Below are 25,446 nucleotides of genomic sequence, written 5' to 3'. Positions count from 1 at the left end.
CACCGCAGCAATCCGTAGCACACTTCCGATGTGCCTGCCTACTGCTTTCTCTTATGTTCGACAAGGCCCTTCCTTGTCGGACATCCTTGAAACTCCCTAGAATTATCAGGCAATGACAGAACTTAGGTTCCAAAAGGATCATTTTTTTTCTCCCTTTTTAATAGAAAGGTCAGATGTTCCACGGCATTTTTTAAACGCTTCGCGTCATCCTCCGTCTGAATGGCCCATAGTATCTCCTCAGTAACAGGTGCCGATCGATAACGGATTTGATAACCTGCCTTTACACGGGCAACAAGGAGCGGTTCAGATTTTGAAATATCACTACGAAAATGCTGGCCAGTAGATAAAAAGACAGTCAACGTTTTACCGTCAACTGTCACGGTATCTACCTTTGTATCTTTATAACGGTAAGCAAGCTTGTATAGCTTATTGATGTAAGCTAGGGTCTGCTGTTTGTTGAGCGCGGCATGTTGCCCTTGTAAGGCTGTGCTTATTCCCAGAAAAAAACAACAGTATAAAAGGATTTTTTTCATTCGAAAGAAGATTTGTTCATCGTCCGGTGGCTTTGCCAATACTTATCTGCACAGGCAATTATCCCAATAAAAATATCTATTTATTTAGGATTTTCCTACTGGCCTGCCATCAAAAAGCGGACCAATGGCAAATATTGAGGTCAGCACAATGCATCCCATCCTGAGCAGGAGCGAATTTTTATTGCCGTCCCTGCACGACACAAGTATTAAACGTCCAAACGACGATCATTGGCGACCGTCGTTTGGAAACTTATTGCGGGAACCAGCTCAGCTGTGCAAGGTCCGACTAATTCGATTTCAACAGATCCCTGGCATTTTCAGCAAGCCGTATAAACTCGGCCCGGTAACCCTCCTCATCGGATCCTTTTGCAGCTTTAGCCCGGGCGATCAAGCTTTCAAAGCTAGCTCTTTGCTTGAAATCAGAATCCCTGAGCAGCATGCCCAATTCTGCAACTGCACTCGCAAATCGAAGGTCTTCGCTGGCCTTTTCGATCTCAACGGCTTTCGCCTCAACGGTCTTCTGCTGCAGTTTGCTCTTGCTGCCTTCAGGTTCTTTGTATCGGAACTTCACTGTCGCCAGTTCACCATTCATTTTTCCCACACTTGCCTTTTGTTCCGCTTGGTACTTCAACGGATCCACGTTACCTGCTATGGCCGAAGACACCCCGACAGGAACAATCTCGTACAAGGCAGTCACCATATGCCCCACGCCCATATCGCCACCCATCTTTTGATCGTTGTTAAAATCTTCGGCTTCCAGCAACCGGTTTTCATACCCCACCAGACGGTAGGCCTGTACATAACTCGGATTAAATTCGACCTGGATTTTAACATCCTTCGCTACCGTGAACAGTGTACCGCCAAATTCAGTGACCATCGCTTTGCGTGCTTCGGAAATATTATCAATATAGGCATAGTTGCCATGCCCCTTATCAGCAAGGATTTCCATTTTGCTATCTTTCAGGTTCCCCATGCCATAACCTAGCACAGTCAGAAAAACACCAGACTTGCTCTCGCTGCTAATAAGTTCTTCCATAGATTCATCGCTGCTCTGGCCGACATTAAAATCCCCGTCACTGGCCAGGATAATCCTATTGTTGCCCCCTTGTATAAAATTTTGTCTGGCTATTTCGTAAGCTTTCTTAATTCCAGCCGCGCCCGCTGTACTTCCTCCGGCTTCCAGTTCATCAATCGCTGTTTTAATTTTCATTTTCTGACTACCGGCCGTACTTTCCAGCTTTACGCCCGCCGAACCAGCATAGGTTACGATCGCCACCCGGTCAATATCACGCAGTTGATCCACCAGCATTTTCAGTGAGGACTTTACCAGGGGCAACCGCCCCGGTCCCATCATGGATCCAGACACATCAATCAAAAAAACCAGATTGGAAGCCTTCAGCTGATCGGTTGGGATATCCTTCGCTTTAAGTGTTACGCGCATCAGCTGATGGGTGCTGTTCCATGGTGCTTTACTCAATTCGGTCAGGATGTTTACCGGTTCACCATTTTTAGGTCCGGCTACCCGATACTGAAAATAATTGATCATTTCTTCGACTCGCACAGCATCCTTTTCGGGGAGACTACCTGAATTTATAAACCGACGCACATTGCTATAAGACGCCGCATCCACATCAGCAGCAAAGGTGGATAGCGGTTCCTTCAACGGATTGATAAATTTGTTCTCTTTAATTTTTTGGTAGGACTCCTGAGAGGACTGCTGTCCACGGATGAATATTCCACTTCCCCCAAAGTAAGTCTGTTTTGCGCTTAGCGCCATCACAGGGCTACTATTCGTTTTAACCGCCGTACCGTACCCCAACACTACCACCTCCTCCAAGGTATGCAGGTCAGCGGCCATAACCGCATCTACTTTTGATTTTCCATTTACCGAAACCCGTCGTGTGAGATAGCCAAGGGCGCGAAATTCCAGAACATCTTTACCCGTGGCCACATGGATCTGATAATTCCCCTCACGATCGGTCACCTTGCTTTCTTTGGTCTGCAAGTTCGTCACGGTAGCGCCGCTCAGACCTCGTCCAGACTGCCCATCGGTTACTCTGCCCTTTACACGATATCCTTGACTCGCATAGCTCCCGAAAGACATCAGGACTGTCATTAAAAAAAGTATTGTTCTCATAATATTCCGTTTTTGGACAAGGGATGCAGCAAATATTAAATTTCCATAAACCAGAAAAAAAAAATATTTTTAACAAAATAATGTTTGCATTCAGGTCGTCAAAAATGGATTCAACGCGAGAGCAGGATCTCTTGCATCAATATCAGGAAACAGCAGATCTCCAGGTATTGGGCGAGCTCTATCAGCGACATACCGAAATGGTATATTATGTTTGCTTACGTTATTTCCAGGATCCCGAACGAAGTAAGGACGCCGTGATGAATATCTTTGAAGAACTCATATATAAAGTTAACAAACAAGAAATCAAAGACTTTCCGAGATGGCTTTATGTACTGAGCAAAAATCACTGCTTAATGTATTTACGGTCACAAAAAAATAAATCCCAGATTTCTCTGGATGAGTTTGTGAAATTTCCCGAAGCGCTGCATCAGTATGAGGAGCAGGACGAAAAAGAGTTGCAGCTGGCAGCGATGGAAAGTTGTCTGGAAAAGCTTCCCGAGCGGCAGCAACAGTCGGTCAGGCTCTTTTTTCTCGAAGAAAAATGTTACAAAGAGATCAGTGACACGACAGGATATAGCTTGAATGAGGTCAAAAGCTACATCCAGAATGGGAAACGAAATTTAAGAAACTGCATGGAGGCATGGAATGAGCAACAGTAATTACGACATAGCATACTTAAGGAAATACCTCAACGGCGAACTTTCTCCAAAAGAGATGTATGCTGTCGAGCGCGAAGCTCAGCGTGACCCAATGCTGGCAGATATTCTTATGGGTATGGAAATAGCTCCGGGACAACCCGACCTCTCCGATCTTAGACTCCGTATCCTAGAACGTACTGCTGCCTCCCAAAAAAATAAAAAGACGACTGTGTTCGACTGGAAGCGATTAGCCGTTGCCGCCAGTGTTGTCGCTATTCTGGGTGCCGGTATTCTATACGTTCAACACAAGAAAAATCCGGCCGATTCCCAACGGACGGCCAACATTTCCTCCGCTGCTCATGAGCAAGGATCCCCCATACCAAACGATTCGCCATCCGCCTCTCCGACAGGCGGCAAGACACAACAGACTGAAGCTACACGGCCCCAAGAAAGCAACACAACGTCTACTCCTCGCCAATATGAGGTAGACGACAAGCGCCTCGCGCTCAACAAACGATCCTCGCCGACCGCCCCGTCCGAAAAAAGAGATAGCCATACGCTGTCAGGACGCCCCGTACTGAGCCTGAAGCCGGCCGATACGGCGATGATTACCGGTTATGCTGCACAGGCAAAAAAGAGCCCAACGACAAACAGCGAACGGATAATGATCAGAGGCTATGGCAATGCTCTGGCAAGTCAGGTTGCGGGTGTAAACGGAGCTACGGTGCAGGGCTCAGGATCGCCTTTTCAGGTTACCGTCAAAGATAAAGAGACTGGACTACCCATATCGGGAGTAACCATTATACAACCCAATAGCAAGATAGCCACAAATACAGATGCTCAGGGCAAGGCTACTATACAACCAAGTTCAATTGATTCCCTAGTAGATATCATGGCCTTAGGTTATAATACGGTTGCACTCAATATGCGACGAACTAAAAATTTAAACGTGAAACTACAGCCCTCGAACGGTGCATTGGAAGAAGTCGTCGTCACCACGATGTCTTCACGAAAAACCAAAGCTGCAGAACCTGTATGGGGCTGGAAAGCATTTAATAGCTATATTAAGAAAAAAACCGCTCGTAGTCGCTATGAAGGAACAGTACGTCTAAGCTTTTATATTGATAAAGACGGGTTTCCGACCAATATCAATATTTTACAGAGCGCCAACGAATACCTGAATACCAAAGCTTCGGAAATACTGCTTTCCGGTCCGAAATGGAAGGCCGACGACAACCGTTATGTCACCGTGACTTTTGAGTTTAAATATGACTAACATTTAAAAAAGCGATCTCCAACACTAAAGCCCCCAAAAAAATAACAGATCAAATAGGGATTTTCATTTAAAATTATTTCATACATTAGCACTATAATTGTTAACCATATAGTGAATTTTATGAAAGTTTTCTTCAGCTGTCTGCTTGTTCTCAGCAGTTTTTGGGCCAGTGCTCAGGATTTTTCGTTTGGCAAGGTAAAAAAGGAGGATTTCGCTATTGACATCAGCAAACTGGACACTGCAGCCAATGCCTTTGTCATCCGTGAATATGGCTCCGCCCAGGTGAGTTATAACAATCAAAAGGGCTTATATGTCGAATTTACCAAACATGTGCGGATCAAAATACTGAACAAAGAGGGGTATGATCATGCAAACTTCAGCATTCCACTCTATAAAAGCGGTAATGAACGCGAAGTTCTTGTTGATATCAAGGGAGCGTCCTTTCATCTCGAAGGGGATAGAGTGGTCGAGACCGAGATGACCAGATCCAATGTTTTCAACGAAAACTCCTCTGAAAATCTTTCGGTGACAAAAGCGGCTATTCCAAGGGTCCAGGAGGGAACGATCATCGAATACCGTTATCGGACAGAATCACCTTTTATTTTTAACCTTAATTCCTGGGAATTTCAGGAAGAACTGCCCAAAATTTATAGTGAGTATGCGACGCGTATACCAGAAATCTGCCATTATAAAGCGAACTTAAAAGGCAGCTTGGCGATTAAAGATCGAAAGACGGAAAATTACAATACAGGGCTTCAAACGAATGTAGGCGACATTTTGGGTGAGAAGACAACCTACATCATGGAAAATATCCCAGCCTTCCAGCCGGAAGATTATATGACCTCTTCCAAAAATTTTCGTTCCATCATCTTTTTCGAACTTGGCCGTTATAGTGTACCTTTTGGACTGACCAAAGACTTCTCCCTCACCTGGGAAAATGTTAGAGAAAAACTGATGGCAGACGAAAGCTTCGGTGGTCAGGTCAAAAGAAAGACAGCACTAAAGCAGTTTGTTGATCCTGTCCTGCAGGGAGCCAATAGTGAACTTGCAAAGGCCTCCCGTCTCTATGCCTACTTTCAGAAACAGATCAAATGGAACAACCGCCATTCCATCTACGCAAAAAATATCAAGGAAGCGCTGGAAAAGAGGAGCGGCAACAGTGCGGACATCAATCTCGGATTGGTCAATGCATTACGATATGCGCAGCTGGAAGCCATTCCCGTCGTTCTGTCTACCCGCGATAACGGTTACGCCGGACTATACTCGCCGGCCATATCGGAGTTCAACCATGTTATTGCGCAGGTAAAGATCGGCGAAGAGTATTATCTACTGGATGCCACCTCTCCTTACGAGCCATTCGGCAACCTGCCCTTTAAATGTGTCAACTATCAGGGGCGCAGTATTCCTTTGACCGGCGAATCGGACTGGGTAAAGTTAGAATCTAGACTCCCCGCCTCCCAAAGCAGCTTTTTCTATGGCGAACTTCTGGAAAATGGCACTTTGAAAGGAAAATGGATAACCTCCAGAAGCGGTTACCTAGCTTCAAAAATGCGTGAGCGCCTGCAGAGCAGTAACTCAGAAGAAGAATTCTACGAAAAATTGGACGAGGACAATACCCGTATAAAAATCAATAGCTTCAAAGTATTCAACCGTGACTCACTGGAAAAACCATTATCGGAGGAGTTTGAGATAGAAATTGAACAATTTGCCTCTCTCCAGAGTGGGTTGCTCGCTTTTAACCCCTACATCGACAGCAAAACCACAAAAAATCCCTTCAATCTGACAGAAAGAAACTATCCTATCGATTTTGGCTCTTTGATTCATGAAGAAAACTATATGGAAATAAAGCTGCCCAAAGGCTATGTTTACGCTCCTGAGACAAGGCTGAAAAACATCAGCATGGCGTTACCAGAACGTGCTGCCCGCTATATTTTTAAAGTCAGTGATACAGCACCGGACACACTGCTGATTGAATCGGCGACACAATTCAATAAACCATTGTTTCTGCCTGAAGAATATTTCGATCTAAAAGAGTTTTTCAGCCGCATCATACAGGCGCAGAAGCTGGATATCACCCTCAAAAAAATTTAAAGCAGACTTTAACACAAAGTTCATATTATCTTGATGATAAGCTTAAATAAGCGGAATAAATTTGAATATCAAAAAAAGAGAATGAATATGATTAAAGATTCAGAATTATTCGAACTAGAGCATACCTTTCTTGGTGAAGGTTTTGATCTGGATGGTGATGACATCGTCATCGAGGAAGACTAGGTCTTCTTTTAATTCAGCAAGTATTATTCCCCTTATATAATCTCTAAGCCCGGTCTATTCTTAGCCGGGTTTTTCCTTTTCGTCAAAATACAAATCCTTTAGTACCCCTTAGATAGGGCTCTCCATTATGACATGCACATAAGCCTCATGCAATAAGCGGACGGCCTCTGGCATATCTTGTTCATCCAAATGCGCAAATCCCAGCCTGAGGGCGGTGACTGTCTTATTTTGATAGAGACAGACGCCGGGTAGCAAAAGGCCTCTTTTTTTAGCTTGCTGTTGCAGACGCATCAGTGAAAAGGAGCGGTTAAAGCGGATCCAGAAGGCCAGCCCCGATACAGGTGGCTCAAACGTAAGCTCCTGCTTAAAATACGCATGCAGCAACTGGGCAAAACGTTCTTTCCGTTCGGCGACGATCTTCTGGAATTTCCGCTGATAACGGAAGATATCTCCCTGATGAATAATTTCTCCCAGAGTTTTTTCCAGCATGAAATTGGGTTTACCAAAAATATTCAGATACTTTTTTCCTTCTTCCAAAAGGTCTTTCGGGGCGATCAGAAAGTTCATCTGGAAGCCCGGAGCAAAAAAGTGTCCGAAAGAGCCGATATACAGTACCCTTGCACCTCCGTTTTTCCTGAACAACGATTCTGCCTTCCCCCTTATAGGTGCCGTTTCAAAGTCAGCATCATCCTCGATTACAATAAACTGGTAGTGTTCGGCGAGCTGCAGTAACTGTACTTTCCTTTTCTCCGAAAGAGCAGCTGTCGTCGGATACTGACACTTTGTATTGACATATACGCACCTGATCTCTCCAGGACTGAAATGCGCAGCAATATAGTCGATGTCCATCCCCTCTGCATCTACAGGAACTGTTTTTAGTCTGGCGCCGGCCTGGCTAAAGATCATGTTGGGCAAAAAATAGCTCAGGTCCTCTACGAGGACAATATCCCCCATACGGATCAACAGACGCGTCAAAATCGAGAAGATCTGCTCCCTGCTGACGATCGGCAGCAGAAAGTTTCTGGAAATATGAAATCCTCGGGTCAGGTTGAGGTAATAACTCAGCTGATCCCTGAAAAACAGATTTCCTTCAGCTGTCTCCGGCAGCTGGTCGGTTTTCCGTTTCCTTTTTATCATCGATGCATAGAAACGGACCAGCTCATCGGCTTCAATGATACGGTAATCAGGGGTTCCGTCGGTAAAATAATAGTTTTCAGGAACCTCCAGATGTGGCGTATCCAAAATCAGTTCTTTCCGAAAATGGAAGGGAGCCCGTTCCGGAGGCTGACGGAATGCATCTTTCACCCCTTGGGAAGCTGTCTGTTCGGGGTTCTGCACAAAAGTACCAATGTTGGGCAGCACCTTAACCCAACCCTGCTCGTGCAGTTCATTTATCGCCGCAACAACGGTCTTACGATGCACCTGCAGATCAGACGCTATCTTCCTGCTCCCGGGCAACAGGTCTCCATCTTCCAGCAGATGGCGCTTTACGGCGTTGATAAACTGGTATACAATCTGCAAATAAACGGGATCTTCCTTGCGACGGTCGATCTTGACGATCGTATGGAAATGGACATGAACCGGACTACTCATTTTCTTTATTTCGGACTACCAAAGTTAATATTTAAACGCCAATCTTTGCAATTCCGACACACAAATTACGTCTGGCTCCGAAGCCATGGCCTGCATATAATTTAATGACAAGAATATGAGCGAAGCAAAAAAATGGACACAGAAGGAGGTTGTCGCACTATACAACAAACCGATCATGGAATTGCTCTATGAAGCTGCGGAAGTCCATCGAACTTATCATAATCCCAATAAAATACAAGTATCCACATTGATTTCAATAAAAACCGGAGGTTGCCCGGAAGACTGCGCTTATTGTCCACAGGCAGCACGGTACCACACCGACGTGAAAGCTCAAGCCCTCATGAGCGTGGAGCAGGTCAAAGCTCAGGCATTGGCGGCTAAGGCCAACGGCAGCTCACGTATCTGTATGGGCGCCGCCTGGCGCAACGTCAAGGACGGCCCCGAATTTGACCAGGTACTGGAGATGGTACGTACACTCAACCAAATGGACATGGAAGTATGCTGCACCTTAGGTATGCTCACCGAAAATCAGGCACAAAGACTTTCAGAAGCTGGCCTCTACGCGTACAATCATAATTTGGATTCTTCTGCCGAATACTATGGGGAAATCATTACGACCAGAAGTTATGCAGACCGGCTGCAGACAATCGATAATGTCCGGAAAACCAATATCACGATCTGCAGTGGGGGCATTATCGGCATGGGTGAAAGTGTTGCCCAACGCGCCGATATGCTGCTCACCCTCGCTTCGCTGGTCCCTCAGCCCGAGTCGGTACCGATCAATGCCCTGGTTCCGGTAGCAGGTACACCAATGGAGAGTCAACAAACGGTTTCCATCTGGGAAATGGTACGCATGGTCGCCACGGCGCGTATTTTATTACCACAAACGCAGGTACGCTTATCTGCCGGACGTACAGGCATGAGCCGCGAAGGACAAGCCCTGTGTTTCTTTGCCGGTGCCAACTCCATATTTACTGGTGACAAATTGCTGACTACGCCTAATCCCGATGTCAGCGAAGACATGCAAATGTTTCGCGAACTGGGGTTGATCCCGCAGCAAGCTTTTGAAAAACGAAGCCAGCCCAAAACAGTAGCAGCGGCCGATGCTCATTTTAAGGCACAAGGCGAAAAGCCCAAATGGTCACGTCCGCCCCGTAAGCGGAAGCCCTCCTGATACAGCATCAAGCGAGCAGGGGATCTGTTGTAGTCTCTACACCTGTTTCGAGTCTGCCTGCCAGCTGTATGGCAAAGTTGGCACTCCCCTGCCCCATGACCAACAGATCATACCAGTTGCCCTGTGTGGCAATGTCCAAAGACAGCACAATCTCCTTGCCTGCCCCAATGTCCATTATAGATTTATAGTTTTGGTAATTTAAGCTTTTAATTTCAACTTTCACCGGCTGGCTTTCCCGATTTCTAACAACAAGCCGCAACTTGCCTGTCGGTGTCTTAGTCAGCGGCTTCAGTTCCGGCGAGATGGCTGCTGAGACAGCAGGCGCATTTTTTTGACCTGTAAAGCGTCGGTAAAAACCATTTGGGCCATGTAGCTCAAAAGCATAATCTGAACCTTCAAACCTGCTGAGATCCCACTGGTAAAGCAACTGATCTCCTGCACTGACTGCGAAATTCCAGTTCCGATAGCGCTCTGTCCTCCCCTCGCTGTCACGGTACGTTTTTGGGCTATAAACATTAAAGGGCACTCCGCTGGTCCGTTTGCCGAAGATTGCTGTATCTACCTGCATCATTAGCTTAAATTTTCCATTGCTTACATAAGCCTCCGCATCGTGCGCATAGGGCAACGTCGGTGATTTACGGATGCCGGATTCCTGCACACGGTTGAATTTTGCCGTCCATACTTCTTTTTTTACCTTATTGAGATCATCGATTTCAACAAAACCTGCGGGGTTGCCCTTAAATTGTGCATTGTAAATGGTTTCGATATAAGAATTCCGGTTTAAGAAAGGAAGGTTTTCTTCCTTCTCGGTAAATGGAGTGAATGCAGCAGTCAAATCGCCACAGATCGTCCTTCGCCAGCTACTGATGTTTTCCAGACGGAGGTCTTTTTTGTACTTGTTGCTAAAAAAAGATTCGAGAAACTGCAATGTCGAAGTGTGGTCAAAGAGCTGTGAACACACCTTGCCACCCCTTGACCAGGGCGAGACAATATACATTGGCACGCGAAACCCGAGTCCAATCGCCGCCTCGCGAGCCTGTTTCTTCGGAATTCCCTGTTGGAGTTCGTTGGTCAGACGTACCATCTCGACCTCCGTATCAATCCCCGCTGAACAGGCACCCGTGTCTGCCTTTTTGAGGTCAGGAACCACAAAAGGCTTCACATGATCATAATAACCATCATTCTCGTCGTAGGTGATAATAAAGATTGTTTTCTTCCATACTTCTGGATTTTTTGTGAGGATATCCAGCACCTCCGAAACATACCAGGCACCATACCATGGAGCACTGGGATGATCTGAAAAATTCTTAGGGCCGGCCAGCCAGGATACTGCGGGCAGTGTACCGTTGTCAACATCCTTTCTAAACTGATAGAGCACATCTCCTTTAGGTACTTCCAGCGTCCGCTTTTTACCCTTTTCGCCAAATCCGAGTGTATCCAGTTTACGATAATTATTATCTCCCTTATTGACCGTAAAGGCCCGCTGATTTAGCGATTTAGTGAAGTCGCTCAGCTTTTCGTAATTTGCAGCATTATACGATTTCAGCTCTGCTTCCGCTCGGCCGAGCACCTCACTTTTCTTCCGGATATCCGCACGGATTTTTTCTGCCTGCGACTCCGATTCGGGCGAACGTTCCTCCAAGGCAGCGATTTGTCCGGGCAGATCACGCACCTGTGCCTCGAGGTTACTGATATAGGTATCCTTGAATTTCACCTGATAAGCTTGGAAAAACTCAAGCAGGTTGCAGCCAAAATTCGACAACCATGCCCGCTCTTCGCCCGTCAGACCACCCCCGCAACTCGTTTCGTTCTGATAAAAACGCCAGCTGATACTGTTCTTTTCAAGCAGTTCCGGAAAGGTCTCCCAAGTCATTTTTCCATAGCTGTAATCATCATTCCGGATATTGACTTTCTGCAGCCCGTCTTTCATCTCGGTGATCTTGCCCGTCCAGAAAAACGAACGGTTGGGGGTCGTGCTGGTCATGCCCGAACAAAAATTCTGGTCACATACCGTAAAAGCATCTGCGAGAGCATAGTGGAAAGGCAGATCCTCCCTGGTGAAATAACCCAAAGTAAGCGGCATCGCAGCATATTGTTTATTTCCCGACTGCTTGGCTGGCAGCCACTGATCATATCGCCCCTGATTAAAGGCATCTACCTGACTCGCGCGGCTGTGCGGAAGAGACCCCATCCAAGTCACTTTACTTTCTTTAAGATTCAAGCGGAAAGGGGCAAATACCCTCCCCTCCCTGTCGGTCTGATACCATACTGGCAGACCATTCGGCAACCGTACCGAACGCGGATCATTAAAACCACGTACCCCTGCCAGGCTACCCAATGTATGATCAAAAGACCGATTCTCCTGCATCAGGATAACGATATGCTCGGCATCCAGAAAACTACTCCCCGGTTCCGGATTTATAGCAAAGGCTTTCTGGATGGAGGCGGGCATGAAACTAGCGATACCTGCGGCTCCTGAAAATAGCAAAGTCTTTCTTAGAAACTCTCTTCTGCTTTCCATAATGTTTAGTTATAATTTCGATTTGAATCTACTTACATTTCTTTTTGTTTCATATTTCTTCGTGTAAATCTTATGTTACAGCGTACTCAGTTTCTCAAGCAAGTCCCCGAAACATAGCAGGATGCACCTTTAGGGCGCGCAAACTGCATTCAGCATGTAACATTTGTATCTATTCCTGTTGAAAGTTTCAGAAAACAACAAAAAGCCTGTAAGTTTACAGCAAATTTCTTCCACGGGCTAGCATTGCTCCTGGATCAACAAACAAACAGATATGACTATTCTCACCTTCACACTCATCCTCCTTTTAGGTGCTTTTATCGCAGGACTTTTGGGATCACTGACGGGCCTTGGTGGAGGAGTCGTTGTCATTCCGCTGCTGACACTTCTCTTCCACGTGGATATCCGCTACGCAATAGGAGCTGCCTTACTGGCATCCATAGCCACATCGTCGGGTGCCGCTACAGCCTACGTCAAAGAGGGGATCACCAATATTCGTCTGGGGATGTTTCTGGAGATTGCAACCACAGTGGGCGCCGTGATTGGCGCTATTATCGCTATCTATATGCCGACCAATACCATCGCTATTATTTTCGGTGTGGTATTGATATTTTCGGCAGCTATGACTGTTCGCAAGAAAAATGAACACGCCCTTTCGGGTGGTTCGGCCTTAGCCGAAAAATTAAAACTCAACAGCACCTATCCTGCCGGTGGTAAACTGGTTCCTTACAAATTGACAAACGTGGTCGGCGGATTTTCACTCATGGGTGTGGCGGGTATTCTTTCCGGCCTGTTGGGTATAGGCTCGGGATCGCTTAAGGTACTTGCGATGGACAGTATGATGAAAATTCCGTTCAAAGTCAGTACGACAACGAGCAACTTTATGATCGGAGTCACCGCTGCCGCATCCGCTGTCGTGTATCTTCAAAGGGGATATATGGACCCGGGCATTGCCTTTCCCGTCATACTCGGGGTACTCTGCGGAGCTATTACCGGTTCGAAGCTGCTGAAGCGAATGAATCCCAAAACACTACGGATTATTTTTGCCATTGCCATCACCCTGGTTGCTCTGGAAATGATTTTCAACGGATTTCAACAAAAGTTCTAACCACACAGAAGTGTGCCACTTATGCAATACGATACGGTCAGCCGAACAGACCGCGAATCCGGAAAAAGAGAGGTATTCACAAACTCATGACCTATAAAAAAATAAAACAAAGAGATGAAACAGGTATTTTCAAAACATTATTGGGGCGACAAAGATATCTCATTGCTGGTTGGACAGATCTTACGGACAGGCGTTATCCTAGCCTCATCCCTATTGGTCATCAGCGGTGTTTTATATCTGATTGTACATGGTCAGGAACAGGTGCCGGATTATAAGGATTTTATCGGCGAGAGCAATGCCAACACAACGATCACAGGTATCCTTACCGGTGCATTTGCGGGAAGTGTTCCACAGTTGATCCAACTCGGTGTGCTCCTATTGATCTGCACACCTATCGTCCGGGTTATCGGATCACTGTTCGGCTTTGTCATCGAAAAGGACCGGCTCTATATCATCATCACGCTGATTGTACTGGCAGTGATTATCGGGAGCATACTTAGTGGAGTGAAAGGTTAATCTGTATTCCGTCTGCGCCGCAGCCAGGTGTTTTTCTGCAGTGCATATTCAACGTTTCGCCGTTCAGGTTCGTTGGCATAAGCCACAATCCGCTCAGCGACCCTGTGGGCACCGAGGCGTTCCACAGCCTTTTGCGAGCGATAATTTTCAGCACCCACATGTAGCAAAATCGTATCCACAAAGTTGAAAGCAAAATCAAACATCATTTCTTTAACCAGGGGGTTGATTCCGCTTCCCCAATAAGCACGGGCATAAAACGTGAAGCCGACAAAGATGGATCTTTCGGTCTCATTTAACCCGTAATACCGCGTGCTCCCAATACATTCTCCCGTCGCCTTGTCCAATATGAGATAAGCAGCCTTGCTGTCTAGAGCGGATTCAAAAAAAGTACGAAATACCTCCTTCTTCCAGCGGTCTTTATTGGGATGCTGCTCCCATATCAATGGGTCTTGGGCAACTTGATAAAGCCGGTCAAAGTCCTTGGGGCCAATCAATCTCAAGGTGACCTTTTCATTTTCAAGTGTATTCGGTGCTACAAATTTCATGCGAATGTTTACTATTAGATAGCTTTGAAAAGCTGGTGAATCGATCAATTTTCAACAAAAGATACCAATTATTGATGAAACTCAGTTTAATTCTCTTCATTCCGGTCAAATATTACACCAAAATGTTTGTCCATCCTACATCCGAACCATACGGTTGCCTCCGTAGGAGACTATCCCCGTCCGTTGAACAAAATTTTTCGTGATGCCACGATGTTCTTTTGGTCAAAATAAGCTTACTCTTCTTTCACATAACAAAATTTCGTATTTTACGCTGTCTATGGAACAATTCAAAGAATTTGTAAAACAGCGCATCAAAGTTAGCGAAGAAGAGCTCAATGATATCATTTCCCGTTATCAGGTCAGAACGTTCAAGAAAAAGGAATACTTTCTACGCGCAGGCGAAATCTGCCATCATGAAGCCTATGTTGTCAACGGCCTCTTTAAATCATTCTACGTCACTGCCGACGGTATAGAGCATATCCTACAATTTGCCATCGAAGATTGGTGGATCGGAGATATCGCCAGCTTCAATTATCAGGAGCCGGCATTGCAGAATATTCAGGCCCTGGAAGACTCAGTCGTGCTCACCCTTTCTAAACAGGATAAAGACAAGCTTTATGAGGACCACCCGATCTTCGAAAAGCTTTCCCGGATTATGGCCCAGCGCGCACAAGTCGCTGCTCAGCACCGAATCATTTCCAGCATCGGTTTTACGGCACAGGAGCGCTATCTGGACTTTATCCAACGCTATCCTAAGATCTACCCGCGTATATCCAATATGCAGTTGGCTTCTTATCTCGGCGTCACGCAAGAATTCCTAAGCCGCTTAAAAAGACAGATATTAAAGCCCAACCGAAATTCTTGACCTACATCAATGTTTTCCCGCTCCGTTTATCTCACCTTTGCAAAAGCTTGTTCAAACAAACATTTTGAACAATTAACGGTTTGATAAATAAATAGAAAACAACATGAATAGATTTTTCCAATTTTTAGCCCTGTCGGTATTAATGGTTAATGTCGCTGTGGCGCAAGTAAAATGGTCTGCAGACCCTGCACATACCAATGCCCGCTTTGATGTGAAACACTTGGGAATAAGCTTTGTTGACGGCGAGTTCACCAAAGTTGAAGGAAGCGTAGAAACAGCTACCGGAACAAGCTTCAACAATGCAAAAGTTAACTTTTCCATTGATGTCAACAGCATCAATACCCGTATTGAAGCACGTGACAACCATTTAAAAACGGATGATTTTTTTGCTGCGGATAAATTCCCCAAAATGACATTGAAGTCCGTTACATTCAAAAGTGCCAAACTGAAAGGCCAATATATTATGGTCGCTGATCTGACCATCCGCGACGTGACTAAGCGCGTGACCTTCGACGTGACCCAAAATGGCGGTATCATTACCGACCCCTGGGGAAAAACACGTGCTGGGTTTACCGCCAGGACAAAAATTAACCGCCAGGACTTCGGAATAAAATATAATGACAAGTTACCATCAGGTGTAGAAGCCGTTGCTTCAGACGTAGACATCGTCGTCAATACGGAATTGGTGTTAAACTAGTCAACGAATTCTAAATCACACAAACTGGGACGGCTCTTCCTCAACAATGGAAGAGCCGTTTTTTATTAAAAACCTTTTAACATGCCGCCATCCAGCGGGATATTGGTCCCCGTCAGATAATTCGCATACTCCGAACAGATGAAGGCTACCAGATAACCATACTCTTCGGGTTTGCCCAAACGTCCGGCAGGCACCTGTTGGAGCCGTTGCTGCAAGGCTTCCCCGTAGGATATGCCCAGGCGCTGCGCATCAAGATTCGTCAACGACTGAATTCTTTCCGTATCAAACAGGCCAGTGAGGATACTATTCACCGTAACGCCATCTTTAGCGACATCAGCCGACAGCGACTTGCTCCAGCTCATCAGTGCTGTCCGCACTGTGTTGGATAAGACCAGATTAGATACCGGTTCTTTGACAGTCGAAGACGACACATTGATAATACGACCGTAACCGCTGGCAAGCATATAAGGCAATGCGCATGAGGTCGTATAGCAATGATTCTGGAACAGCAGTTCGAAAGCATGCTGGTAATCGGCGAGATTCTTCTCATCAATTTTTCCTGCTTTAGGACCGTTGGAATTATTGACCAGGATATCGACCTTATTCCCCTCAAAATAACGATCTACCTGTGCCTTATAAGCTTCGTGATCGTTATAATCGACAATAATATACTGATGTCGCTGTCCCTTTGAAGCGTCAAGGCTTTCACAGGTACGTTGTAATTTCTCTTCATTGCGTGAGGCCAGCGTGACAGAAGCTCCGCAGGAAGCCAACACACGGGCAATCCCTGCCCCGATGCCCGTTGAGCTGGCGCCAATCAGCGCCTTTTTTCCGATAAGATTAATTTCCATATTATAATTGTCCTACATTTACGTTCCAAATAATGCGACCTTCCTCGCGACATCGCTGCTCTACGCATACGCAGATTGGAGCAATATGCTCACCTGCAGCCCTGCATCTTTTCATTAATCATGATCCTTGGCTCGGATCATGGCGACAAACAGATACACGGCAAAAACCCAGGCTGATCCCAAACATATCCAGGCAAACACCGGAATTCCCCACCATTTGGGCTCAATCCGGGCAACAATAACCATCCCTCCCAAGAGATTAAGGGACATAAACATAATACCAATTACGATCCGGTTAACACCTTTACGAAAAATGGCATTAAAGGAACGGGCGCTGATCAGCCGGTGGTTTAACGTGAAATTTCCCGTCCGGAACAATCGAACCAAAGCCCGCATATCTTCCGGAAGTTTTTCGACATCACGGGCAAAAGATTCCACCTTATGTTTTCCTTTTTTGAACATGGCTTCAGGCGAGAGCCGTTCCCGCATAATCCGCCGCGCGAAAGGCCTGATGCTCTCCATGATATTGAGATCCGGATACAGTTGCCGGCCGATACCCTCCATCAGGGAAATACCGCGCATTAACTGATAAATATACTCGGGAAAATACAGACGGTTATCGCCAATGACCTTCCACAGCTTGTTGAATAAAATATCGAGGCTGAGATCACCCAAGGAAACATTGTCAATCAAATCGAATATTTCATACAAAGCGCGCTCAAACTGGCTCCGGTCGGGTATATGGCTGACCACAGCGACATCTTCGATCACGTCCGCCAGCCGTACAGCATCTTCGGAGATTGCAGACTGTATAAATTCTTCCAGCTGCTGGCGGTCTATGCCCAGCAGTTTACCCATATTTCCGAAATCCAGAAAGGCAATACGTCCATCAGGCATGACCATCATATTGCCCGGATGCGGATCACCATGAAAGAAACCATGGATAATAACCTGCTCCAGATACAGGTCAATACCATTCTTGACCAGAGTCTGCACATCCATGCCGCGACGTTTGATCTCTTCCAAGTCGGTCACTTTAAACCCATCAAGAAATTCCATACACAGCACACGGTCCGAAGACAGATCGGCATATACCCGCGGCACCTTGACCAGTTTGTTACCCTTAAAATTTTTGCTGAAACGTTCAATATTATGACGCTCAATGACCAGCGACATTTCCTCCTGCAAGGTCATGGCGAATGACTCGACAATAAGCGACAGATTTAGATTTTCCAACACCTCATTATACATTGTCAATATCCTGGCAATATCGCGCATCAGGGCAAGGTCGCAGCGCATCACCTCATCTATCCCAGGCCGGCGCACCTTCAGTACGACCTTACTGCCATCGACCAAGGTAGCCCTGTATACCTGCGCTATAGATGCTGCGGCGAAAGGTTTGGACTCAATGTCCCGGAAAGTTGATTCAACGTCCAGATCAAGCTCTTCCGCCAGATAAGACCTGATATCTACATCAAAGGCAGGCACATGGTCTTCAAGACGTTTGAGCTCCTCCACAAGATCCTTGGGCAATAGTCCTTCGCGCGTTGAAGCAGACTGTCCCAGTTTAACAAATGCAGGCCCCAGCTCTTCCAAAGCCATGCGAATACGCGCATAAACACTGATGTTGTCGACATCAATATTACGTTCAATACTTGCCCGCGGTCCTTTCCAGGGCAATCTGGCAATTGCATCCTTAAAGCCATACTTGGCCAATATACTTAAGATCTGGGAACTGCGCTGTAGTTTCTTGGTCGGATTATACATAGTGGACACGGATTTTCTCCAAACAAGATACGAAACAAAAACCTTACCTTTTTCGCAACATAGTAGGCAGAAAGTAAAAATTCCGGGGTTAGCTGCCTCTTATCGAGAAGATAGACTAATCGGATTCCATCTGATCCAGATTCTCTTTAATCTGTTTAACATAATCGCCGTAGTAATAGCGGATCATCAGCTCGGTAATCACGGCAATGATAGCAATAGACGCAATGGCCGAAAGAATCATCCATAAAATAAAATCAGGATCCTGCTGGTAGGTTTCCTTAAAGTGATACAATTTTTCAAACCACTCTATTGCTTTGTTCCGTCCAATCATGATCAGATATAAAAACAATGCCTGCGGAATCATCACATAAGCTACTATGCGATAGGTTTCAACCGCGTACTTTAAATCATAGTATAACTTGAGCAAATGTTCCCTGGACGCCAGCAGTTCGATCTGCCCGGCACTTTTGATTAGGTAATAAAACCGGCGGTAGTACAGCAGACTCGATAAACATATCTGTACGATAAAAAAATAATAAGCAAAGGCAGCATAGCCCTGGATCTTGTAAAATGGCAACATCGGCACCGCAATCAGGAAAATCACACATAGCAGCCAGGAAACAAATTCCCGCTTAATATTCCTTCGCAGTTTGGCCATGATATTACCGACTTCCTTATATTGCTGAAGATTGGGATTATGCAGATCCTCTTCTGTAGACTGTTCTTGCCAAGATTTTTTTAATTCATCAAAATTCATAGCTGTATTTTTTAATGATCTGTTGAATCCGTTCTTTTGTACGATTTAATTTTACCCGTGCGTTCACTTCCGAAATCCCTAAATGGGCTGCAATCTCACGATGGCTCTGTCCTTCGAGAAATAGGAAGATCAGGGCTTTCTCCACAGCATTAAGTTCATGCACTGCCTGATAGAACAGCCGTAGCTGCTCATCTTTATCGGTGTTGTACGCCTCCTCCGCATAGTCGTGTCGTTCTTCGAGCGGATCATGTTGCTGATGTTTCTTTTCTTTCTTCAGAAAGACCATCGCGGTATTTAACGCCACGCGGTACATCCATGTTGAAAATTTACTCTGCTGCCTGAATGTCCCGAATGACTTCCACAATTGATAAACAATTTCCTGATAAAGGTCCTGCCGCCCTTCGTGATCATCCATATACATACGGGTCACCTTGACGATTATTCCTTTATTTTCATCAATCAATCTAAGAAATTCTATTTCCGGTTGGTTCACTTAGCAAATTTTCTTTATGCAATGTTACTGGCAATAAGTATCGCAAACAAACAAAGTGTTACAGCTTCGCTTAAAATTATGTAAATTGTTCTTAAAAAGGAGGCAAATCAAGTTAATATGGAAAATATATTTTACGAAGGACAGGTCATCTGGGCACAGATTGATGCCAATCGGCACATGCGCCATTCCGCATATGCCGATATCTGCGCACAGGCGCGCAGCAACATGCTCCATAAAATGGGATTTTCACTCGATAATTTTGCTGCTTATCAGATCGGGCCTATTTTATTCCGGGAAGAGCTGATCTACTCCAAAGAAGTACATCTCGACGAATATGTAAAAGTCAAAGTCGAAATGACGAAGTACAATAAATCAAATAGCCGTTTTTCCTTTACCCACAAGGTTTATCGTCAGGACGGCACATTGTGCTGTACGGTGCATGTCGACGGCGCCTGGCTCGACCTAAAACAGCGCAAATTGACAAAGTTGCCCGAGGAAATGGAGCCCTACTTGGCGAAAGTACCGCGGGCACCCGAATACGAAGAGTTGGGATAAAAAAAATCCCTCGGTACCTAAAGAAGTTCCGAGGGATCAAAACATAAACTAAACCTAAAAACTATTTTTCTTATGATCGCTGCCACTGCTGGGACATAGCCGCGCTGCTACAATATTATTTTACTTCGATCAGACGTTTTGCAATAATCGCGTCTTCTTTCTTGCCTAGGGTCAACACCAGAATACCACCCTCATAAGCTGCTTCGATATTGCTATAATCTACTGTATCTGGTAAAGTAAATGATCTTGAAAATGATGTATAGTTGAACTCTTTTTTGCTATACAATTTTTCCTCGCTGGTCTGCTCTTCTTTCTTCTCTGCTGAAATCGTAATCAGATTCTTATCCACATTGATTTTGAAATCTGACTTATCTAAGCCCGGAGCAGCCATCTCGATTTTAAATGACTTTTCAGTTTCGGAAATATTCACCGCCGGAACACGCGACACCAAACGGTCCGAAATAAAGTTATCATTGAACAGATTATCAAATACAGTATTTACAAATGGATTTACTGCGTCAGTATTCAAACTTTTTGTTGGGAATTTAATTAATGCCATTTTTTTGTCCTCCTAATTTTGATATTGTTAAGCTTTTATTTTTCTAACTTGTTTTCTAGGAGGTATTCAATTTGCATACCAGCAACAAAACAAAGACAAAATGACACAAAAATATAATTTAAACTGTCATTTTGTCTTTGTTTCGCTATAAAGAACGTCTATATTGGCCGGTATTAAATGATGAAGCACATAAACCCTCCCTTGATGAATAACGTTTTAGACAATAAACTGTTTCGAGGGTCCTCCAAAATTTGACATTGTATCCGTTGCATCCCGTCACTCGCCCACCTGCTCCAATTCTGCTATAAGCAGCGACTTGACCGCATCATAACTATAGTCTTTTGCCTCTGCAAACGAAACGCCGTAAATTCTTGGCACCACACTGGCGTAATGCGGAAACGGCGCAAATAGACGATTATAATAGGCATCAAGCTGCGCATCGTCGGGTAGTTCGAAGGCTAAACGCAACTGAAAGCGTCTGACAACAGCGGCATCCAGAATCTCGGGATGATTGGTCGCAGCGACCAGCACGGCTTCGGCGGGAAAATAATCCATCAGCTGAATAATGGTATTCACGAGACGCCGCATTTCGCCCACGTCTTTTTCTTCGCTGATGCGCGCTTTGCCGATCTGGTCAAATTCGTCCAGAAAAAGCACCGCTTTTTCACGCCCCGCTTTGTCAAACGCCTGCTTGATATGCTGAGAAGTCTCTCCTATCCGCGAGGAAACCAGATTACTCAGATTCAGCACGTATATAGGCTTATCCAGTGCTGTAGCAAGAGCTTTTGCCGTCGTTGTTTTACCGCAGCCGGAGTACCCGTGCAGCAGAACCTTGTTGCTGACCGGCAGTCCATACCGGGCAAGTTCGCGGATATAGCGATGCTCCTTTATGAGCTGTCCAAGCTTCTCCCGGCTTTCAGCTTCGAGAAAGACATCTTCTAGCGAAATCTTTTCCTTATCCGCTATAACAAGATCGTAAATATTCATTTCTATTTCGTATAATATGGGGTCCGTCTTACTGACGCTGGGCAAATGATTAACGATTATACCTCAGGCTCACTTGCGAGCTGGACAGATCGCCACCAAACGGCGGATTTGACTTCCGGATCACAACTTCAATCATTTCAGCATAGCCTACCGACTGACGGATCTCCTCGAGTATCTCAGCCGCAGCCGATTCCAGCAACCTCCTTCTCGGCGCCATGATCTTGGCCGCGATGCGATAGAGTTCCTCATAGTTGAGGGTATTGCCCAAATCGTCTGTCTCGCCAGCGTGAAATGCAAAACACACATCGATGGACACGTAGAATTCATTGCCGACAATCTGCTCTTCCTCATAATAACCGATTGGAGCGAAAAATCGCGCTTCTTTAAGTGATACAGTCTGTAAAATGCTTGCCATGCACAAACCTAAGCAAATTGTTTGATACCTGAAAACATCGCACTGACTACCTGGACTACGGAAAAAGTCATTCACATCCATCTGAAATTATAATTGCATTTAAAAACATTTTTTTCTAAGTTTAACCATACCAAAAACCAAACAGATGAATTTTTCACGACCATCAACATTAGCAGTTGTCCTAGTATGTGCCGCAGTATCGCTGCAGGCTCAGACCAATATGAAGCCCATCGATACAGAATATTATACTCCTGTCCCACCGACCGTAAGGATCGATCACGGCATACCGAGCGATGCCCTCGTGCTTTTCGACGGAAAAGATCTTAGCAAATGGAAAAGTGAAAAAGGCAAAGCAAACTGGACTGTGGCCAACAATGTCCTCGAAGTAAAGCCGGGCACCGGAAACATTGAGACGACTGAACATTTTACCGATTTCCAGTTACACATCGAATGGAAAAGCCCAGCGGTGATCAAAGGTGAAGGCCAGGGCCGTGGCAATAGTGGCATCTTCCTTCAGGGCCTTTACGAGATTCAGGTACTGGACAATGACAACAATCCGACCTATGTCAATGGCGGCGCAGGCAGCATTTATAAGCAGCGTCCTCCGCTGGCACAGGTCATCGCTCCGGACAAATGGCATGTCTACGATATTATCTACAAAGCTCCCCAATTCAATAAGGACAGCCTGCTCGTCAGCAAAGGAACAGTCACCGTATTGCATAATGGTGTCGTTGTACAGAACAACACACAGATAGATGGCACTACCGAATACATCGGGCTGCCGAGGCAAGTGGCTCATGGCGCAGGTCCCATTATCCTTCAGGATCACGGCGACCTCGTTCAATTTAGAAACATCTGGATCCGAAAACTATAAGCCTGCACAACAATTTCAGTTAGACAAGCAACAATTCTGTACTAGGTTTTACAGGGCCATTTCCCTAATTTAGCCCTGTAAAATTTAATAACAGATGAAAAGAATTGCGCTATTCTTCTTGTTGGCCAGCGCGCTGACAAGCCAGGCCCAACGAAACCTGAATTTGGAGGAAACTGTATATGGTTCCCATACCTATGCACCGGCTTCGATAGCTTCCCCATCCTGGATACCAAGCACCAACAAGCTTTCCTATCTTGATAAATCGTATCAGAACCTACTCTTCAAAGGCGCTGCAGACAATTGGAACGAAAACAGTCTAGCCTCCAAGTCGGATCTCGAAGCAGCTTTGAAAACAGCAATTCCGGACGAAACATTCCGTTTAAGCATATTCCCCTACGACTACAAGTGGCGCGATGCCAATACTTTACTTCTGCAAGTGGACGGTAAAAGCAAAGCATATACTGTCGCCTATAACACCAAATCCAAAACTATTGAAAGTTTTATCGGCAATGACAGCCAGGGTGCTAACCGCGAAGTAGCACCTGACCTCTCCAAAATAGCTTATCTGATAGACAACAACATCTCTATAGTTGATAAAAACGGGAAAGTAACGACTGTAACCAACGACACAGACAAAGGGATTGTCAATGGCAGCGATTACACGCACCGTCAGGAATTTGGCATAAAAAAAGGAATGTGGTGGAGTGCCCAAAACGACAAACTGCTCTATTACCGCAAGGATGAAACCATGGTAGCCAATTATCCACTTCCCCAGTGGGCCCCTAAAATCGCCGGGATTAAGTGGATTAAATATCCAATGGCCGGGCAAAAATCCGAGGAAGTCTCTTTAGTAGTTTACAACACCACGACAGGGCAGAAAGTAACGTTGCAGACCGGTGATCGCTCGGAACAATACCTGACCGCGGTCACCTGGGATCCTTCCGGAAAATATGTTTACGTCGGCGTACTCAACCGTGGCCAGAACGATCTCAAATTCAACAAATACGACGCGGCAACAGGCGACCTCATCAAAACACTGTTTGAAGAAACCGCAACAACATGGGTGGAACCTGAAACCCCATTGACCTTCCTACCCAACAAAACAGATCAATTCCTCTATCAGTCCGACCGGGACGGATACAATCAGTTATACCTCTACAATACAGAGGGGAAGCTGGTTAAAAAACTTGGACACAAGGACATTGTACTCGAAACGCTACTGGATTTCTCTGCCGACGGAAATAAAATAAGTTACATAGGTGTCACCAATAATGGACTTGACCGTCAGTTATTTGAAGTGGACCTCAAATCCGGAAAAACCATACAACTAACCAACGAACCGGGGATGCACCTGGCCTCCGTGAGCAGCGACGGAAAATACCTGTATGACCAGTACAGTAATTTAAATACGCCAAACAATATACAGATCAAAGAACTTAAATCGGGTAAGGCAACGCAGCTACTCAAGGCAGAGAACCCTTTCAGCGGCAAAATCCACAATCCTAGAATTGAATTCGTCCAGCTGACCTCCGCGGATGGAAAATATCCATTGACAGGCCGTATTATTTATCCGAACGACTTCGACCCAGCAAAAAAGTACCCTGTGATGTACTACCTATACGGCGGTTCACATTCACAGCTGGTATCTAACAGGTGGCTGGGTGGCGCCGGTTATTTCGACATGTACATGGCGCAGCAAGGCTATATTGTGTTTACCATGGACAACCGTGGCACCAACTACCGCGGCCGCGATTTTTACACGGCCACGCACCGCAAGCTTGGCCAGAACGAAATGGCCGACCAGCTTAAAGGTATAGAATTCCTCAAATCCAAACCCTTCGTTGACCAGGGACGGATGGGTATCTTTGGATGGAGTTTTGGCGGCTTTATGACAACTTCATTTATGCTGCATCACAATGATATCTTCAAGGCCGCAGTCGCCGGAGGCCCCGTCATTGACTGGAAGTTTTATGAGGTCATGTACGGTGAACGCTACATGGACACGCCACAGGAAAATCCTGAAGGCTACAAATTAACTTCTCTACTCAACAAAGCAGATCAGCTGAAAGGAAGACTGCTGATTATCCATGGTGCACAAGATCCTGTCGTAGTGCAGCAAAACAGCATGGAATTCATTGAGGCGTGTATTAAGGCAGGCAAGCAGGTCGATTATTTCCTATATCCTACCCACGAACACAATGTAATGGGCCGCGACCGTATTCACATGTACGAAAAAATTGCCGATTACTTTAATCAGCACCTCAAAAAATAGATAAGCAACTAAATAAACAAGCACGGCTTCTTTCAAAGTAGC

General features: G+C 45.5%; 23 protein-coding genes. 11 read left to right on the top strand and 12 right to left on the bottom strand.

Features of this window, described 5'->3' with window-relative positions:
* Positions 1-122: 122 nt before the first annotated feature.
* Entirely contained in the window at positions 123-533 is a 411-nt protein-coding gene (locus tag FGL37_RS12285; RefSeq protein ID WP_138096810.1) for a hypothetical protein, read from the bottom strand.
* A 286-nt stretch (positions 534-819) separates the two neighbouring features.
* Positions 820-2,670 (bottom strand): vWA domain-containing protein, encoded by a 1,851-nt coding sequence (locus FGL37_RS12280; protein WP_037533652.1) that lies wholly within the window; start codon positions 2,668-2,670, stop codon positions 820-822.
* A 104-nt stretch (positions 2,671-2,774) separates the two neighbouring features.
* Here FGL37_RS12280 and FGL37_RS12275 point away from each other — a divergent pair, with 104 nt between their 5' ends.
* The 3 genes from FGL37_RS12275 (at position 2,775) to FGL37_RS12265 (ending at position 6,675) form a co-directional block, all read left to right on the top strand.
* Positions 2,775-3,329 (top strand): RNA polymerase sigma factor, encoded by a 555-nt coding sequence (locus tag FGL37_RS12275; RefSeq protein ID WP_028070452.1) that lies wholly within the window; start codon positions 2,775-2,777, stop codon positions 3,327-3,329.
* Positions 3,316-4,584 carry a carboxypeptidase-like regulatory domain-containing protein gene (locus FGL37_RS12270; RefSeq protein ID WP_028070453.1) on the top strand — a complete coding sequence of 423 codons (1,269 nt, stop codon included), beginning with the start codon at positions 3,316-3,318 and terminating at the stop codon, positions 4,582-4,584. The genes FGL37_RS12275 and FGL37_RS12270 overlap by 14 nt, the downstream gene beginning before the upstream one ends.
* Positions 4,585-4,704: 120 nt before the next feature.
* Positions 4,705-6,675, top strand: a complete 1,971-nt coding sequence (locus FGL37_RS12265; protein ID WP_037533655.1) for a DUF3858 domain-containing protein — start codon at positions 4,705-4,707, stop codon at positions 6,673-6,675.
* Between the two features lie 291 nt (positions 6,676-6,966).
* Here the strand turns inward: FGL37_RS12265 and FGL37_RS12260 are convergent, their stop codons facing one another.
* Complete coding sequence (locus tag FGL37_RS12260; RefSeq protein WP_028070455.1) at positions 6,967-8,451, bottom strand: aminotransferase-like domain-containing protein; 1,485 nt, start codon at positions 8,449-8,451, stop codon at positions 6,967-6,969.
* 115 nt (positions 8,452-8,566) lie between these two features.
* Between FGL37_RS12260 and bioB the strand changes: the two genes are divergently transcribed.
* Complete coding sequence (gene bioB / locus FGL37_RS12255) at positions 8,567-9,625, top strand: biotin synthase BioB (protein ID WP_028070456.1); 1,059 nt, start codon at positions 8,567-8,569, stop codon at positions 9,623-9,625.
* A 7-nt stretch (positions 9,626-9,632) separates the two neighbouring features.
* Here bioB and FGL37_RS12250 read toward each other — a convergent pair whose 3' ends face one another.
* Entirely contained in the window at positions 9,633-12,146 is a 2,514-nt protein-coding gene (locus FGL37_RS12250) for a phosphocholine-specific phospholipase C (RefSeq protein ID WP_028070457.1), read from the bottom strand.
* Between the two features lie 271 nt (positions 12,147-12,417).
* Here FGL37_RS12250 and FGL37_RS12245 point away from each other — a divergent pair, with 271 nt between their 5' ends.
* Positions 12,418-13,251, top strand: a complete 834-nt coding sequence (locus FGL37_RS12245; RefSeq protein ID WP_028070458.1) for a sulfite exporter TauE/SafE family protein — start codon at positions 12,418-12,420, stop codon at positions 13,249-13,251.
* A 114-nt stretch (positions 13,252-13,365) separates the two neighbouring features.
* Positions 13,366-13,767: a DUF1634 domain-containing protein gene (locus FGL37_RS12240; protein WP_028070459.1), complete on the top strand. Its 402-nt coding sequence runs from the start codon at positions 13,366-13,368 to the stop codon at positions 13,765-13,767.
* Here the strand turns inward: FGL37_RS12240 and FGL37_RS12235 are convergent.
* A complete protein-coding gene (locus FGL37_RS12235) occupies positions 13,764-14,312 on the bottom strand; it encodes a GNAT family N-acetyltransferase (protein WP_028070460.1) in 549 nt (182 codons plus the stop codon). The two genes, FGL37_RS12240 and FGL37_RS12235, sit on opposite strands and share 4 nt — an antisense overlap.
* A gap of 277 nt (positions 14,313-14,589) precedes the next feature.
* On the opposite strand from FGL37_RS12235, the gene FGL37_RS12230 reads away from it, so the two are divergent.
* Together FGL37_RS12230 and FGL37_RS12225 are read left to right on the top strand one after the other, a co-directional pair.
* Complete coding sequence (locus tag FGL37_RS12230) at positions 14,590-15,177, top strand: Crp/Fnr family transcriptional regulator (RefSeq protein WP_037533656.1); 588 nt, start codon at positions 14,590-14,592, stop codon at positions 15,175-15,177.
* A gap of 103 nt (positions 15,178-15,280) precedes the next feature.
* Complete coding sequence (locus tag FGL37_RS12225) at positions 15,281-15,874, top strand: YceI family protein (protein WP_028070462.1); 594 nt, start codon at positions 15,281-15,283, stop codon at positions 15,872-15,874.
* 65 nt (positions 15,875-15,939) lie between these two features.
* Here FGL37_RS12225 and FGL37_RS12220 read toward each other — a convergent pair whose 3' ends face one another.
* The 4 genes from FGL37_RS12220 to FGL37_RS12205 form a co-directional block, all read right to left on the bottom strand.
* Positions 15,940-16,725, bottom strand: coding sequence for an SDR family oxidoreductase (locus FGL37_RS12220; protein WP_028070463.1), 786 nt, complete (start codon positions 16,723-16,725; stop codon positions 15,940-15,942).
* 114 nt (positions 16,726-16,839) lie between these two features.
* A complete protein-coding gene (locus FGL37_RS12215) occupies positions 16,840-18,492 on the bottom strand; it encodes an ABC1 kinase family protein (protein ID WP_051607001.1) in 1,653 nt (550 codons plus the stop codon).
* A 115-nt stretch (positions 18,493-18,607) separates the two neighbouring features.
* Entirely contained in the window at positions 18,608-19,249 is a 642-nt protein-coding gene (locus FGL37_RS12210; protein ID WP_028070464.1) for a hypothetical protein, read from the bottom strand.
* A complete protein-coding gene (locus FGL37_RS12205) occupies positions 19,239-19,742 on the bottom strand; it encodes an RNA polymerase sigma factor (protein WP_028070465.1) in 504 nt (167 codons plus the stop codon). Before FGL37_RS12205 ends, FGL37_RS12210 begins: the two co-directional genes overlap by 11 nt.
* A 117-nt stretch (positions 19,743-19,859) precedes the next feature.
* On the opposite strand from FGL37_RS12205, the gene FGL37_RS12200 reads away from it, so the two are divergent.
* Positions 19,860-20,297, top strand: coding sequence for an acyl-CoA thioesterase (locus FGL37_RS12200; protein WP_028070466.1), 438 nt, complete (start codon positions 19,860-19,862; stop codon positions 20,295-20,297).
* Between the two features lie 115 nt (positions 20,298-20,412).
* Here FGL37_RS12200 and FGL37_RS12195 read toward each other — a convergent pair whose 3' ends face one another.
* From FGL37_RS12195 to folB, 3 genes are all read right to left on the bottom strand, one after another.
* Positions 20,413-20,856 (bottom strand): Hsp20/alpha crystallin family protein, encoded by a 444-nt coding sequence (locus tag FGL37_RS12195; protein WP_028070467.1) that lies wholly within the window; start codon positions 20,854-20,856, stop codon positions 20,413-20,415.
* A 276-nt stretch (positions 20,857-21,132) separates the two neighbouring features.
* Entirely contained in the window at positions 21,133-21,843 is a 711-nt protein-coding gene (locus FGL37_RS12190; RefSeq protein WP_028070468.1) for an AAA family ATPase, read from the bottom strand.
* Positions 21,844-21,892: 49 nt separating this feature from the next.
* Positions 21,893-22,258 (bottom strand): dihydroneopterin aldolase, encoded by a 366-nt coding sequence (gene folB / locus FGL37_RS12185; protein ID WP_028070469.1) that lies wholly within the window; start codon positions 22,256-22,258, stop codon positions 21,893-21,895.
* 145 nt (positions 22,259-22,403) lie between these two features.
* On the opposite strand from folB, the gene FGL37_RS12180 reads away from it, so the two are divergent.
* Entirely contained in the window at positions 22,404-23,132 is a 729-nt protein-coding gene (locus tag FGL37_RS12180) for a 3-keto-disaccharide hydrolase (protein ID WP_028070470.1), read from the top strand.
* A gap of 94 nt (positions 23,133-23,226) precedes the next feature.
* The gene (locus FGL37_RS12175; RefSeq protein WP_028070471.1) at positions 23,227-25,404 is read left to right on the top strand and encodes a S9 family peptidase; all 2,178 of its coding nucleotides are present in this window, start codon (positions 23,227-23,229) and stop codon (positions 25,402-25,404) included.
* Positions 25,405-25,446 lie beyond the last annotated feature (42 nt).

It is taken from the genome of Sphingobacterium thalpophilum, from assembly GCF_901482695.1.
Taxonomy (GTDB): domain Bacteria; phylum Bacteroidota; class Bacteroidia; order Sphingobacteriales; family Sphingobacteriaceae; genus Sphingobacterium; species Sphingobacterium thalpophilum.
This window is presented reverse-complemented; position numbering and strand designations above follow the sequence as displayed.